General features: G+C 71.5%; 11 protein-coding genes. 8 read left to right on the top strand and 3 right to left on the bottom strand.

The window, feature by feature from the left end; genetic code table 11:
- Position 1: 1 nt before the first annotated feature.
- The 7 genes from nuoL to ACFWPT_RS24480 all read left to right on the top strand — a co-directional run bounded on the left by nuoL (position 2) and on the right by ACFWPT_RS24480 (position 10587).
- Positions 2 to 1897, top strand: coding sequence for an NADH-quinone oxidoreductase subunit L (nuoL, locus tag ACFWPT_RS24510; protein WP_380484302.1), 1896 nt, complete (start codon positions 2 to 4; stop codon positions 1895 to 1897).
- 34 nt (positions 1898 to 1931) lie between these two features.
- Complete coding sequence (locus ACFWPT_RS24505; RefSeq protein ID WP_063348139.1) at positions 1932 to 3566, top strand: NADH-quinone oxidoreductase subunit M; 1635 nt, start codon at positions 1932 to 1934, stop codon at positions 3564 to 3566.
- A gap of 11 nt (positions 3567 to 3577) precedes the next feature.
- Complete coding sequence (nuoN, locus tag ACFWPT_RS24500; RefSeq protein ID WP_063351192.1) at positions 3578 to 5200, top strand: NADH-quinone oxidoreductase subunit NuoN; 1623 nt, start codon at positions 3578 to 3580, stop codon at positions 5198 to 5200.
- 303 nt (positions 5201 to 5503) lie between these two features.
- On the top strand, positions 5504 to 6514 hold the full coding sequence (locus ACFWPT_RS24495) for a polyprenyl synthetase family protein (RefSeq protein ID WP_063351191.1): 1011 nt from the start codon (positions 5504 to 5506) through the stop codon (positions 6512 to 6514).
- Between the two features lie 115 nt (positions 6515 to 6629).
- Entirely contained in the window at positions 6630 to 7292 is a 663-nt protein-coding gene (locus tag ACFWPT_RS24490) for a response regulator transcription factor (RefSeq protein WP_063348138.1), read from the top strand.
- A gap of 245 nt (positions 7293 to 7537) precedes the next feature.
- Positions 7538 to 9535 (top strand): 2-oxoacid:acceptor oxidoreductase subunit alpha, encoded by a 1998-nt coding sequence (locus tag ACFWPT_RS24485; protein ID WP_380484300.1) that lies wholly within the window; start codon positions 7538 to 7540, stop codon positions 9533 to 9535.
- Positions 9532 to 10587 (top strand): 2-oxoacid:ferredoxin oxidoreductase subunit beta, encoded by a 1056-nt coding sequence (locus ACFWPT_RS24480; protein WP_063348136.1) that lies wholly within the window; start codon positions 9532 to 9534, stop codon positions 10585 to 10587. Before ACFWPT_RS24485 ends, ACFWPT_RS24480 begins: the two co-directional genes overlap by 4 nt.
- Before the next feature lie 125 nt (positions 10588 to 10712).
- Here ACFWPT_RS24480 and ACFWPT_RS24475 read toward each other — a convergent pair whose 3' ends face one another.
- From ACFWPT_RS24475 to ACFWPT_RS24465, 3 genes are all read right to left on the bottom strand, one after another.
- A complete protein-coding gene (locus tag ACFWPT_RS24475; RefSeq protein WP_380484298.1) occupies positions 10713 to 11093 on the bottom strand; it encodes a VOC family protein in 381 nt (126 codons plus the stop codon).
- Positions 11094 to 11282: 189 nt separating this feature from the next.
- Positions 11283 to 12935, bottom strand: a complete 1653-nt coding sequence (locus ACFWPT_RS24470) for an LCP family protein (RefSeq protein ID WP_380484296.1) — start codon at positions 12933 to 12935, stop codon at positions 11283 to 11285.
- A complete protein-coding gene (locus ACFWPT_RS24465) occupies positions 12928 to 13521 on the bottom strand; it encodes a DUF6542 domain-containing protein (protein WP_380484294.1) in 594 nt (197 codons plus the stop codon). The genes ACFWPT_RS24470 and ACFWPT_RS24465 overlap by 8 nt, the downstream gene beginning before the upstream one ends.
- 295 nt (positions 13522 to 13816) lie before the next feature.
- Between ACFWPT_RS24465 and ACFWPT_RS24460 the strand changes: the two genes are divergently transcribed.
- Complete coding sequence (locus tag ACFWPT_RS24460; protein ID WP_380373201.1) at positions 13817 to 14458, top strand: TetR/AcrR family transcriptional regulator; 642 nt, start codon at positions 13817 to 13819, stop codon at positions 14456 to 14458.
- The last annotated feature ends 180 nt before the right edge of the window (positions 14459 to 14638 follow it).

Raw genomic sequence — 14638 nt, 5'->3', positions numbered from 1 at the left:
GGTGAACTCTCTCATTCCGCTGCTGGTGGCGGCCCCGCTGGCCGGCGCCGCCCTGCTCCTGCTCGGCGGCCGCGCGCTGGACCGCTTCGGCCACTGGCTGGCCACCGCCCTCGCGGCGCTCTCGTTCGGCTTCGGCCTGGCGCTGTTCTGGGACATGCTGGGCCGCGAGGCCGAGCACCGGGCCGTCACCGAGCACCTGTTCAGCTGGATCCCGGTGAACGGGTTCCAGGCCGACATGTCGTTCCGGCTCGACCAGTTGTCGATGACCTTCGTCCTGCTGATCACCGGCGTCGGCACGCTGATCCACCTGTACTCGGTGGGCTACATGGCGCACGACGAGCGCCGGCGCCGCTTCTTCGCGTACCTGAACCTGTTCCTGGCCGCCATGCTGCTGCTGGTGGTCGCCGACAACTACCTGCTGCTGTACTTCGGTTGGGAGGGCGTGGGCCTCGCCTCGTACCTGCTGATCGGCTTCTGGCAGCACAAGCCGAGCGCGGCGACGGCGGCGAAGAAGGCGTTCATCGTCAACCGGGTCGGTGACCTGGGCCTGTCGATCGCGATCATGCTGATGTTCACCGAGTTCGGTTCCTTCGCCTTTGAGCCGGTCTTCGGTGGGGCGGCGCAGGCGAGCGAGGGCAGGCTGACGGCGATCGGCCTGATGCTGCTGCTGGCGGCCTGCGGCAAGTCGGCGCAGGTGCCGCTGCAGTCCTGGCTGGGCGACGCGATGGAGGGCCCGACCCCGGTGTCGGCGCTGATCCACGCGGCCACCATGGTGACCGCCGGCGTCTACCTGATCACCCGCTCGTCGGCGATCTTCGACCTGGCGCCGGACGCGCAGACCGCCGTGGTGGTGGTCGGCGCGGTCACGCTGCTGTTCGGTGCGATCGTCGGTTGCGCGAAGGACGACATCAAGAAGGCGCTGGCCGGGTCGACGATGTCGCAGATCGGCTACATGGTGCTGGCGGCCGGGCTCGGCCCGATCGGCTACGCCTTCGCGATCATGCACCTGGTGACGCACGGCTTCTTCAAGGCCGGGCTGTTCCTCGGCGCCGGGTCGGTCATGCACGGCATGAACGACGAGGTGAACATGCGTCACTACGGCGGCCTGCGCAAGTTCATGCCGGTCACCTTCGTCACCTTCGGCCTCGGCTACCTGGCGATCATCGGCTTCCCCGGTCTGTCCGGCTTCTTCTCCAAGGACAAGATCATCGAGGCGGCCTTCGCCAAGGGCGGCACCGAGGGCTGGATCCTCGGCCTGTGCGCGCTGACCGGCGCCGCCGTCACCGCGTTCTACATGACCCGGGTGATGCTGCTGACCTTCTTCGGCGAGAAGCGCTGGCAGCCGGACGCCGACGGCGACGCCCCGCACCCGCACGAGTCGCCGAAGACCATGACCATCCCGATGGTCCTGCTGGCCTTCGGCTCGGTCTTCGCGGGCGGGCTGTTCGCCTTCAACGACTCGTTCCTGACCTGGCTGGAGCCCGTCACCGGACACTCCGAGGGCAACTCGCCGCTCGCCCCGCTGGTGGTCACCGTGCTCACCACGGCCTGCATGCTGGCCGGCGTCCTCGTCTCGTACCTGATGTACGGGCGCTCCGCCGTCCCCGTGGTGGCGCCGGTCGGCTCCCCGCTCACCCGGGCCGCCCGCCGCGACCTGCTCCAGGACGACTTCAACCACGCCGTCCTGGTCCGCCCGGGCTCGGCGCTCACCGCGACGCTGGTCTACTTCGACAGCCGTGGCCTGGACGGCTTCGTCAACGGCCTGGCCGCCACCATCGGCGGGGTGTCCAGTCGGCTGCGGCGGATCCAGAACGGCTTCGTCCGCTCGTACGCGCTCTCCATGTTCGGCGGCACGCTGGTGCTGGTCGCCACGACTCTCCTGATGAGGTCCGTCTGATGACTCGCGCAGATTCCACGTGGGGGGTGCGGCCATGAGCGCGTTGCTGACCGCCACCTGTGCCGTCCCGGCGGCCGGCGCGGTGCTGACCGCCGCGCTGCCCGCCGGGTCGACCGAGCGCCGCCGCTCGACCACCAAGGCCGTCGCCCTGGGCGTCTCGGTCGTCACCCTGGTGCTGGCCGCCGTCGTGGCGACCCGCTTCGACCCGCACGGCGACCGCTACCAGCTGACCGAGTCGTACAGCTGGATCCGCTCCTTCGGCATCACCTTCTCGCTCGGCGTGGACGGCATCGGCGCCGTCCTCGCCCTGCTCACCGCCGTCCTGGTGCCGGTGGTGATGCTGGCCTCCTGGCACGACGCCGACCCGGGGCCGGCCGGCCCCGACGGCACCTTCGCCCCCGACACTTTTGAGGGCAGGCGCCGCACCCAGGGCTTCTTCGCCCTGATCCTGGCGGTGGAGGCGATGGTGGTCGTCTCCTTCTACGCCACCGACGTCTTCCTCTTCTACGTGTTCTTCGAAGCCATGCTGATCCCGATGTACTTCCTGATCGGCGGCTTCGGCGACCGGGCCGGCGGCCCCGACGCGGCGCGCCAGCGCTCGTACGCGGCCGTGAAGTTCCTGCTCTACAACCTGCTCGGCGGCCTGGTGATGCTGGCCGCCGTGATCGGCCTGTACGTGATCGCGCAGGACCAGGGCTTCGGCACCTTCGACCTCCAGACCCTCACCTCGGCGATCGCCGACGGCAAGCTGCAGCTGTCCGGCACCGCCGAGAAGGCGCTGTTCCTGGGCTTCTTCTTCGCCTTCGCGGTGAAGGCCCCACTGTGGCCGCTGCACACCTGGCTGCCGAACGCGATGGGCGAGGCCACCGCCGGCACCGCCGTGCTGATCACCGCCGTGGTGGACAAGGTCGGCACCTTCGCGATGCTGCGTTTCTGCCTCGGGCTGTTCCCGCACGCCTCGAAGACCTTCGCCCCGGCGATCCTGGTCCTGTCGGTGATCGGGATCATCTACGGCGCGCTGCTGGCGGTCGGCCAGAAGGACATCAAGCGGCTGGTCGCCTACGCGTCGATCTCGCACTTCGGCTTCATCATCATGGGCATCTTCGCGCTGACCAGCCAGGGCCAGAGTGGCGCCACCCTCTACATGGTCAACCACGGCATCTCCACCGCCGCGTGGATGCTGGTGGCGGGCTTCCTGATCTCCCGCCGCGGTTCGCGGCTGATCGCCGACTACGGCGGGGTGCAGAAGGTCGCGCCGGTGCTCGCCGGGACGTTCCTGGTCGGCGGTCTGGCGACCCTGTCGCTGCCCGGGCTGGCCCCGTTCGTCAGTGAGTTCCTGGTGCTGGTGGGCACGTTCACCCGCTACCCGGCGATCGGCATCGTGGCGACCTTCGGCATCGTGCTGGCCGCGCTGTACGCCCTGCTGCTGTACCAGCGCACCATGACCGGCCCGGTGAAGGCCGGCGTCGGCGGGATGCCCGACCTCAAGGTCCGCGAACTGGCCGTGGTCGCCCCGCTGGTGGCGCTGACCATCCTGCTCGGCGTCTACCCCAAGCCGCTCACCGACCTGGTCAACCCCTCGGTGAACGCGACGCTCTCGCAGGTCCACGAGACCGACCCGGCGCCGGCCCACCCGGTCGCCGCCACCTCAGGAGGTGAGCAGAAGTGAGCACCACCGGCATGCTCGCCGCCGCCGGCGGCAACACCGCCAGCATCCCGGCGCCGCACCTGGAGTACGGCCAGCTCTCCCCGATGCTGGTGGTGTTCGGCGCCGCCGTGGCCGGCATCCTGGTGGAGGCCTTCGTGCCCCGCCGGTACCGGCACTGGACGCAGGTGTCGCTCGCCCTGGCCGGGCTGATCGGCTCCTTCGTCGCCGTGGTGGTGCTGGCCTCCCAGGGCTTCGGCTCCACCCGGGTCGACCTGCTGGCCATGGAGTCGGTCGCGCTGGACGGCCCGGCGCTGTTCCTGCAAGGCGTGATCCTGCTGGTCGCCGTCGTCGCGGTGCTCACCTACGCCGAACGGAAGCTGGAGCCCAAGGCGGGCGGCCTGCCCGCCGACGCCTTCGCGGCCCAGGCCGCCGCCACCCCCGGCGGCGAGCAGGAGCGGGCGGCGGTCCGGGCCGGCTTCGCCACCAGCGAGGTCTTCCCGCTCACCATGTTCGCGGTCGGCGGGATGCTGCTGTTCCCCGCGGCCAACGACCTGCTGACGATGTTCGTGGCGCTGGAGGTCTTCTCCCTCCCGCTGTACCTGCTCTGCGCGCTGGCCCGGCGCCGCCGGCTGCTCTCCCAGGAGGCGGCCGTCAAGTACTTCCTGCTGGGTGCCTTCGCCTCGGCGTTCTTCCTGTTCGGCACCGCGCTGCTGTACGGCTACGCGGGCAGCGTGAAGCTCGGCGACATCTCGGACGTGATCTCCGGCAAGGCGATGACCACCCCGGCGCAGCTGAGCAGCACCCAGAGTGACGCGCTGCTGCTGATCGGCCTGGCGATGCTCGCGGTCGGCCTGCTGTTCAAGGTCGGCGCGGTGCCGTTCCACTCCTGGACCCCGGACGTGTACCAGGGCGCGCCGACCCCGGTGACCGGTTTCATGGCGGCGGCGACGAAGGTCGCGGCCTTCGGGGCGTTCCTGCGGCTGTTCTACGTGGCCTTCCCGGGCCTGCGGCTGGACTGGCGGCCGGTGCTGTGGGGGGTGGCGATCCTCACCATGGTGGTGGGCGCGGTGCTGGCGGTCACCCAGCAGGACGTCAAGCGGCTGTTGGCGTACTCCTCGATCGCGCACGCCGGGTTCATCCTCACGGGCGTGATCGCCACCAACAAGCAGGGCCTGTCCTCGGTGCTGTTCTACCTGCTGTCGTACTCCTTCGTGACGCTCGGCGCGTTCGCCGTGGTCACCCTGGTGCGCGACTCCAAGGGCGAGGCGACCCACCTGTCCAGCTGGGCCGGGCTGGGCCGGCGCTCGCCGCTGGTGGCGGCGGTGTTCGCGCTGTTCCTGCTGGCCTTCGCCGGGATCCCGCTGACCTCCGGGTTCACCGGGAAGTTCGCGGTGTTCCAGGCGGCGGCGGCCGGCGGGGCGACGCCGCTGGTGATCGTGGGTGTGCTGAGCTCGGCGGTGGCCGCGTTCTTCTACATCCGGGTCATCGTGCTGATGTTCTTCTCCGACCCGAAGCCGGGCGGCCCGACGGTGGCGATCCCGAGCGCCTTCACGGCGACCGCGATCGGGGTGGGGGTGCTGGTCACGCTGGGTCTCGGCCTGCTGCCGCAGTACTTCCTGGACCTGGCGTCGAAGGCCGCGCTGTTCGTCCGCTGACCGCTGCCGGGGCGGCGCCGCCGCCCCGGGCCCGTCCGGGCCGCGCCCTCGGCGCGCGGTCCGGACGCGCGTTTGCCGCCGGCCTGCCGGCGCAGGGGCTCCGGCCCGTGTTTTCCAGCTGAATTCGCCCCCACCGCAGTACTGCCCCCACAGCCGCCCTGACCAGGGCATCCGGCCCGATCATGACAGGATCCGCACGCCCGTGCAGTGATCCACTCGTGACCGGATACCCTGCCTGTATGGCCAGCGGCGGCACTCAGGGACCAGGCCGCTAGATCGACCAGGGACAGAGGAGTGGTCTTCGTGACCGTCGTGGGACCCTTCGGGCTCAGCGTGCAGGACCGCGACCTGACCCGGGACGTTCAGGCCGGACTGGACGCGGTGGAGACGGCTCTCGCCGAGGCCGTCAAGAGCGACGTCCCGTTCATCACCATCACCGCCAGTCACCTCATCGAGGCCGGCGGCAAGCGCTTCCGCCCGCTGCTGCTGCTGCTGGCGGCGCAGTTCGGCGACCCGGGGGCACCCGGGGTGGTGCCGGCCGCCGTCGTCGTCGAGCTCACCCACCTGGCGACCCTGTACCACGACGACGTCATGGACGAGGCCCCGGTGCGCCGCGGCGCCCCCAGCGCCAACTCCCGCTGGGACAACTCGGTGGCCATCCTCACCGGCGACTTCCTGTTCTCCCGCGCCTCCCAGGTGCTCGCCGACCTCGGCCCCGAGGCGGTGCGGATGCAGGCCGACGCCTTCGAGCGGCTGGTCACCGGCCAGATCCTGGAGACCCGCGGCCCCGGCCCGGACGGCGACCCGCTGCTGCACTACCTCGACGTGCTGGCCGGCAAGACCGGTTCGCTGATCGCGGTCTCCTGCCGGATAGGAGCACTGATGGCCGGCGCCGAGTCGTGGATGGTGGACACCCTCAGCGAGTTCGGCGAGCGGATCGGCATCGCCTTCCAGCTGGCCGACGACGTGCTGGACATCGCCAGCGACGGCCAGGAGTCCGGCAAGACCCCTGGCACCGACCTGCGCGAGGGCGTGCCGACCCTGCCGACCCTGCTGCTGGAGCAGATGCCGGCCGACCCCGCCGACCCGGCCGACACCCGGCTGCGCGAACTGCTCACCCTGGACCTCGCCGACGACGAACTGCACGCCGAGGCGCTGCGGCTGCTGCGCCGCCACCCCGCGCTGGAGCGCGCCCGCCGGGAGACGCTGCGCCAGGCCGAGGACGCCCGGGCGCTGCTCGCCCCGCTGCCGGACTGCGCGGCGAAGGCGGCCCTGGAGGGGCTCTGCGACGCGGTGGCGATCCGGACCATGTGACCGGGGCGCGGCGGGCGGCGGCCCCCGGCCGGCGGATCCGCGGACGGCGGATCGGGTGTTTACCCGGATGGGGGAGACTGGCTTCTGTCAGCTCAGCCCTGCCGGGAAGGTCACCATGCGCCGTGTCGTCATAGCCGAGGACTCCGTACTGCTGCGGGAGGGCCTGACCCGGCTGCTCACCGACCGGGGCCTGGAGGTCGTGGCGGGTGTCGGGGACGGCGCCGCGCTGGTGAAGACCATCCACGACCTGGCCGCGGCCGGGCAACTGCCGGACGTCGTGGTCTCCGACGTGCGGATGCCGCCGAGCCACACCGACGAGGGCCTGCGCGCCTGCGTCGAGCTGCGCGGCCGCTACCCGGAGCTGAACGTGCTGGTGCTGTCGCAGTTCGTGGAGGAGCGGTACGCCTCCGAGCTGCTGGCGGGTTCGACCCGGGGCGTCGGCTACCTGCTGAAGGACCGGGTCGCGGAGGTGCGCGAGTTCGCGGACGCGGTGGTCCGGGTCGCCGACGGCGGCACCGCGCTGGACCCGGAGGTGGTGCAGCAACTCCTCAGCCGCAGCCGCAAGGGCGATGTGCTGGCCAACCTCACCCCGCGCGAGCGGGAGGTGCTCGGGCTGATGGCGGAGGGCCGCACCAACAGCGCGGTGGCCAAGCAGCTGGTGGTCTCGGACGGCGCGGTGGAGAAGCACGTCAGCAACATCTTCCTGAAGCTGGGCCTGGCGCAGAGCCCGGAGGACCACCGCCGGGTGCTGGCGGTGCTCACCTACCTCAACTCGTAGCCGGCCGGGCGGCCGGGCAGCTCGGGGGCAGGGGGGCCGGGGGAGCGGCCGTCGGACGCGGAATGATCTCCGGCGGTCGGACGTTGTACCCCGTGTGCGGTTCGGGCGCGGGCCGGTGTTTTCCCGCCGCACGTGGGAGTTCCGTCCGGGATCAAGTGCCCGCGCATAGGATGCGGGAGGTGCACCAAGCGGACGGGGCACGGGGCCGCGCCTGCGGTGGTGTGCCCTCGAGGAGGTCCGCGGCAGTGACCAGTCAGGTCGATCAGTCAGAGGCAGTGGACGGCTCGGACGGCGACGGTGGTCGTTCCGGCAGTGGTGACGGACGCCCCGGTGCGGCCGTGCCCGCCGATCCAACGGCCCCGGGAGGTTCGCCGCCGAGGCACGGCAAGCCGATTCGCCGACTCGACCGGGTGATCATCCGTTTCGCCGGCGACTCGGGTGACGGCATGCAGCTCACCGGTGACCGGTTCACCTCGGAGACGGCGTCGTTCGGCAACGACCTCTCCACGCTGCCGAACTTCCCGGCCGAGATCCGGGCGCCCGCCGGGACGCTGCCGGGCGTGTCGAGCTTCCAACTGCACTTCGCGGACCACGACATCCTCACCCCGGGGGACGCGCCGAACGTGCTGGTGGCGATGAACCCGGCGGCGCTGAAGGCGAACCTGGAGGACCTGCCGCGCGGCGCGCAGATCATCGTCAACACGGACGAGTTCACCAAGCGCGCGCTGGCGAAGGTCGGTTACGCGGCGGATCCGCTGGCCGACGGCTCGCTGGAGGGCTACCACCTGCACAAGGTGCCGCTGACGACGCTGACCCTGGAGGCGTTGAAGGACAGCGGGCTGGCGCGCAAGGACGCCGAGCGGGCCAAGAACATGTTCGCGCTGGGGCTGCTGTCCTGGATGTACCACCGCCCCACCCGCGGGACGGAGACCTTCCTGCGCAGCAAGTTCGCGAAGAAGCCGCAGATCGCCGAGGCGAACATCAGCGCGTTCAAGGCGGGTTGGAACTTCGGCGAGACCACGGAGACCTTCGCGGTCTCCTACGAGGTGCCGCCGGCCAAGCTCCCGGCCGGGCGCTACCGCAACATCTCGGGGAACCTGGCGCTCTCCTACGGCCTGATCGCCGCCGCGCAGCGCTCCGGGCTGCCGCTGTACCTGGGCTCGTACCCGATCACGCCGGCCTCGGACATCCTGCACGAGCTGAGCCGGCACAAGAACTTCGGGGTCCGCACCTTCCAGGCCGAGGACGAGATCGCCGGGATCGGCGCCGCGCTCGGCGCGTCCTTCGGCGGCGCGCTCGGCGTGACGACGACCTCGGGCCCCGGGGTGGCGCTGAAGAGCGAGACGATCGGCCTGGCGGTGTCGCTGGAACTGCCGCTGCTGGTCGTGGACATCCAGCGCGGCGGCCCCTCCACCGGCCTGCCGACCAAGACGGAGCAGGCGGACCTGCTGCAGGCGATGTTCGGGCGCAACGGCGAGGCGCCGGTGCCGATCGTCGCCCCGGCGACGCCGGCCGAGTGCTTCGACGCGGCGCTGGAGGCGGCGCGGATCGCGGTGACGTACCGGACGCCGGTGTTCCTGCTCTCGGACGGCTACCTGGCGAACGGCTCGGAGCCGTGGCGGATCCCGGAGGTGGACGAACTCCCGCTGATCAGCCCGGACTTTGCGACCGGTCCGAACCGCGAGGACGGCTCGTTCTGGCCCTACCTGCGGGATCCGAAGACCCTGGCCAGGCCGTGGGCGCTGCCCGGTACGCCGGGGCTGGAGCACCGGATCGGCGGGATCGAGAAGCAGGACGGGACGGGGAACATCTCCTACGACCCGGCGAACCACGACTTCATGGTCCGCACCCGGCAGGCGAAGATCGACGGGATCGCCGTCCCCGACGTGGAGGTCGACGACCCGAGCGGCGAGGCGCGGGTGCTGGTGCTCGGCTGGGGTTCGACGTACGGGCCGATCACCGCGGCCGTGCGGCGGGTGCGGGCGGACGGCGGGGAGGTCGCCCAGGCGCACCTGCGCCACCTGAACCCCTTCCCGGCCAACCTGGGCGCGGTGCTCAGGAGTTACGAGAAGGTCATCGTGCCGGAGATGAACCTCGGCCAGCTCGCGCTGCTGCTGCGGGCGAAGTACCTGGTGGACGCGGAGTCCTACAACCAGGTGCGTGGACTGCCGTTCAAGGCGGCACAGTTGGCGGACGTGCTGTCGGCGGCGATCGGCACCCTGGACGAGGAGGACCACCGATGAGCGAGAACGGCTTCCCCTCCCTGCGCCTGGTGCCCAAGGCCGAAGAGCCGCAGAGCGCCCGGGACTTCAAGACCGACCAGGAGGTGCGCTGGTGCCCCGGCTGCGGGGACTACGCCGTCCTGGCGGCGGTGCAGGGCTTCATGCCGGAGCTCGGCATCAAGCGCGAGAACACCGTGTTCGTCTCCGGGATCGGTTGTTCCTCGCGCTTCCCGTACTACATGAACACCTACGGGGTGCACTCGATCCACGGGCGCGCGCCGGCGATCGCGACCGGGCTGGCGTCCGCGCGGCAGGACCTGAGCGTGTGGGTGGTGACCGGGGACGGCGACGCGCTGTCCATCGGCGGCAACCACCTGATCCACGCGCTGCGGCGCAACGTCAATCTGAAGATCCTGCTGTTCAACAACCGGATCTACGGCCTGACCAAGGGCCAGTACTCGCCGACCAGCGAGCTGGGCAAGATCACCAAGTCGACGCCGATGGGCTCGCTGGACGCGCCGTTCAACCCGCTCTCGCTGGCGATCGGCGCCGAGGCGTCCTTCGTCGCCCGGACGATCGACTCGGACCGCCAGCACCTGCAGTCGGTGCTGCGGGCGGCGGCCGCGCACGAGGGCACCGCGCTGGTGGAGATCTACCAGAACTGCAACATCTTCAACGACGGTGCGTTCGAGGCCTTGAAGCAGCCCGGCACCCGGGACGAGGCGCTGATCCGGCTGGAGCACGGGCAGCCGATCCGCTTCGGCGCGGACCTGGCCGGCGGCGTGTTCCGCGGCCCGGACGGCGAGCTGTTCACCGCCCCGGTGACGGCGGACAACGAGGCGCGGGTGCTGGTCCACGACGCGCACGCGGCCAACCCGACGGCGGCCTTCGCGCTGTCCCGGATCGCCGACGCCGACACCCTGCACCACACCCCGATCGGTGTCCTGCGCGATGTGCGGCGGCCTGTCTACGACGAGCTGATGGCGGGCCAGTTGGCGGCCGCGCAGGCCGATCGAGGGCCGGGCGACCTGGCCGCGCTGCTGGCGGGCGGCGACACCTGGACGGTGGACTGACCGGTCCGGTCCGGTCCGGCCTGGTCCGGTCACCGCGGCGCCCCCTCGGCCATCGGCCGAGGGGGCGCCGTCGCTTCGGGCGCGCGGTTACCGCTCGGGTGGGCGGTCACTGCTCGGGCGCGTGGTTACTGCTTGGCCCACTCGACCAGTTCGATCACGACCCCGTTCGGGTCGGTGACCTGGAACAGCTTCTCGCCCCACGGCTCCTCGCGCAGCGGCAGGGTGATCTCGACCCCTTCGCCGCGCAGCCGCCGCTCCTCGCCGGCGAGGTCCTCGACGACGAACGCCAGGATGACGCCGGTCGCGGTCCGGTCGCGCCGGCCCTCGGGCAGTACCTCCAGGCCGCGCCGCAGGCAGACGACGTCGACCCCGCCGCCGGGGTGCTGGAGCGAGACGAAGCCGTCGGCCGACATCTCCTCGGTGTAGCCGAAGTGCCGCTGGAGGAAGGCGGCGGAGGCGGTGACGTCCTCGACGGTCAGGGCGAGGGTGGTGGTGGTGATCTGCATGGCGGAGCCCTCTCGTCGGCGCGAGCGCGCGGTTATCCCGTACGCAGTACACTATACATAGTACGGAGAATTGGGCGAGGGGTGTGCGCCCTGGGCCCGGACGCGGGGGAAGGCGCGGGGAAAAGCCGTAGGGAGGCTCCCGGGTGGGAGCCTCCCTACGGCTCGGTGCGGTGCGTCAGGTGCGGGGTGTCAGAAGACGCAGGGGATGCCGCCGTCGCTCTGGGCGTCGACCGACGGGCCCTGCACGGGCAGGTTGGCCGCCGGGTCGGACGGGGAGCCGGTCGCGCCGCCGCCCGGCGCTGCGGCGCCGGTCTTGTCGTCGGTCGCGCCGGTGAAGCCGGTGCCGAGGGTGACGACCACCCGGTCGGCGGGGGCCGACGCGGACTCCGTGGCGGTGACGCCGTAGCGGGCGGCGATCTGGTCGGCCGCCTCCTTGGCGCCCTTGCCGTAGGCCACGGCGGTGGTCTTGGGCTTCGCGGCGGCGCTGCCGGTCCTGCCCGCCTTGAAGCCCATCGCGACCAGGGCCTTGGACTCGGCGGTGGAGGAGACCCCGGCGGCCGTGGAGGCGTTGAAGACGTCCACGGTGGTGGGGGCGGCGGCCTTGGTGGTGGGCGGTGCGGTCGTGGCCGGCGCGGAGGAGGCCGCCGGGGTGGGCGTGTCGCCCGCCGCGTCGGGGGCGGCCGGGGCGGAGTCGGCGTAGCCGAAGATCTGCTTGACGACCTTCTGGAGCTTCGCGGGGGTGACGAGGTTGACGTCCTGGCCGTTGCGGGTGCCGAAGCCGTCGAAGGTCAGGGTGTTGAACTCGACGTTGCCGCCGGTGAGGTTGGGGGCCTGCTGGGCGAAGTCGAGGACGTTCCACTCGTTGTCGATGACCAGGTCCTTCTGCACCACGCCGAACAGCTGCTGCAGCTTGCCGAGGTCGCTGATGACGCCGTCCTGCTTGAGCTTGTGCACGACGGAGGAGATGAAGGCCTGCTGGCGGTGGGTGCGGGCGAAGTCGCCGCTGTTGCCGTCCGGGCCGTCCAGGTTGTGGCGCTGGCGGACGAAGGAGAGCGCCTGGGAGGCGTTGAGCTTGTTGATGCCCTTGTGGAAGTCGGCGCCGGAGCCCTGGCCCTCCATGGCCGGGTCCTTGGTGTCGTGGGTGAGGCAGACCTCGATCGGCTCGACGGCCTTGGCGATGTCGTAGAAGCCCATCAGGTTGACCTCGGCTATGTGGTCGACGGGCTGGTCGAGGAACTTCTGCACGGTCTGGATGGTGGCCGCCCGGCCGGCGTCGCGGCCGGCCTTCTCCAGGTCCGCGCCCTTGAGCCCCTTCGCCTGGAGGGCCGGGGTGGCCTTCTCCTTGGCCTCGCCGTAGGCCTCCTTGATCTTGCGCATGCCGGCCTGCTTGCCGTCCCCGGTGTAGGTCATGACGTAGTCGTCACGGGGGATGGAGACGGCCTGCGCCTTGCCGCCGCCGGCGGGGATGTGCAGCAGGATCAGGGAGTTGGTGTTGTAGCCGCCGATGTCGGAGCTGTGGCCGGCGTGCAGTTCGTCCTGGACGAACTCCGGCGGCAGGTCCGTCCCGTCCATGTTCTTGCGGCTGTCGAGGCCGATCAGCAGGATGTTGACCGAGTTGTCGAGGTGCTTGGGCGCGTTCTTCTTGGTCTCGGCGATGGCGTTGGAGGTGGTCATCCCGTCGGTGAGGGACGTCACCTCGTACCAGACCACCCCGCTGGCGGCGAACACCGCCAGGGCGACCGAGCAGGCCAGCGTCCGGCCCGCGATCAGCAGGGGGGAGGTGCGGCGGGTCGGGGGCGCGGCGGTGCGGCCGCCGTCCCGGGTCTGCGGGTTCTCAGCCATGGTCCCTCCTCCGGTCCCGGACCAGCCGGACCACGATCACCAGGGCGGCCGTTGCGACGGCCGCGGCCATCACGGGAAAGTCGTGGACCACCCACTTCGCGGAGCCGGTGGCCAGGTTCTTGCCCTGGTAGGCGTCGCCGTTGGCCAGCAGTTCCGCGCCGGCCGTCACCCCCAGGACCAGCAGCGGGGAGGCGGCGAGGACCCACCACCAGCCGTTGCGGCTGCTGAGTGCGGCCGCCAGGCCGGTGCCGAGCACGGCGCCCACCAGGAAGGCCGTCCCCATGCCGGGGCCGGAGAGCTCGTCGATCCCGGCGCCTGCCGCCGGCAGCCCCACGGCCAGGGCCGCGGGCAGGGCCGCTCCGCCGGGGAAGGGGCGGGGGTGGGCGGGGGCCTTGTTCGCCCGCCGGCGGGCTCCCTGGTCGGAGGTGCGTCCCGGTGTCCGTTGGTCGGTCGTCCGCCCCGGTGCCTGCTGGCCGGTCGTCCGCTGGCCGGCCGTCCGTTGGTCGGTCGTCCGCGCCTGCGTCTCCTGGCCGGGCGTTCGCCCGCGTGCCTCTTGGTTGGACGTCCGTCCTCGCCGCCCCGCCACGCACTCACCCCCGGTGTTCCCGTGCTCTGCGCCCCTGTGGCGTCTGCGCCCGGTCCTCGTGTGATGAGCCGTTGTGCGCTGCCACTTCTGGACGCTGCTGTTCGGCCGGCCGGTTCCCGCGCTCGGCTTCCGTTTTCCGGTCGGGGGCAGGCGTGCTGTTGAATTCCCTCTACACGGGTGTAGAGGTTGTAGGCAGCATAGAGCACCCTTGTTCGATGGCAACCCGGCTCAGGCGGGCTCGGGAGACACTACACCGGGCAGTTTTCGAGAGCCCCGGTAGATGAGGAGTGACGCCGTGGCGGCGACGGGCGGAGCGGGACGGCCGGAGAAGCGCAAGGCGATCACGCGGGCCGCGACGGCGGTGTTCGGGCGCGAGGGCTACGTCCGGGCCAGCATGGACGCGATCGCGGCGGAGGCCGGGGTGTCCAAGCGCACGGTCTACAACCACTTCGCCGACAAGGAGACCCTCTTCCTCTCCGTCGCACTCCAGAACTCGGCCGAACTGACCGAGGTCATACGCGAGTTGATGGACAAGCACCTCGACCGGGTGGTGGACCTGCGCCAGGACCTCACCGACTTCGCGGTCGAACGGGCCCGGGCCGTCCTCTCGGCCGGGGATCGCGGCGCGCTCGGCCGGGCCATCCGCGCCGAGGTCGCCAACATCCCGGCCGACGTCCTGGAGGCGTGGCTGGAGGCCGGCCCGATCGCCTCGCAGCGCGACCTCGCGCAGCGGTTCGAGGTGATCGCGGACCGGGGCCTGCTGGTCGTCGACGACGCCCCGCAGACCGCCGAGCAGTTCACGCTGCTGACCTTCCACGGCGTCGCCGAGCGCTCGTTCTGGGGCGCCCTGCCGGTGGCGGACGAGGAGCTCGCCCGGATCGCGGCGCTCGGTGTCGACGCCTTCCTGCGGATCCACCGGGTGCCCGCGGTGCGGTGACGGCGCGGGTGCCGGTGGCGCGGTGACAGCGGGCGCCGGAGCGTGAGACGCCCGCGGCACGGTGACGGCGGAAGCCTGACCGTGACACGCCGCCGGGGAGGGGTCCGGCGGCGTGTCACGGGGCCCACTCGTGGGGGGGCCCGGAGGGGTCCGGCGCGCCCCCCCAACCCCCCCCCCCCC

This window comes from Kitasatospora sp. NPDC058478, assembly GCF_042720345.1.
GTDB lineage: Bacteria > Actinomycetota > Actinomycetes > Streptomycetales > Streptomycetaceae > Kitasatospora.
Note: the sequence above shows the minus strand (reverse complement) of the source record. Positions and strands in the feature narration are given on the sequence as shown.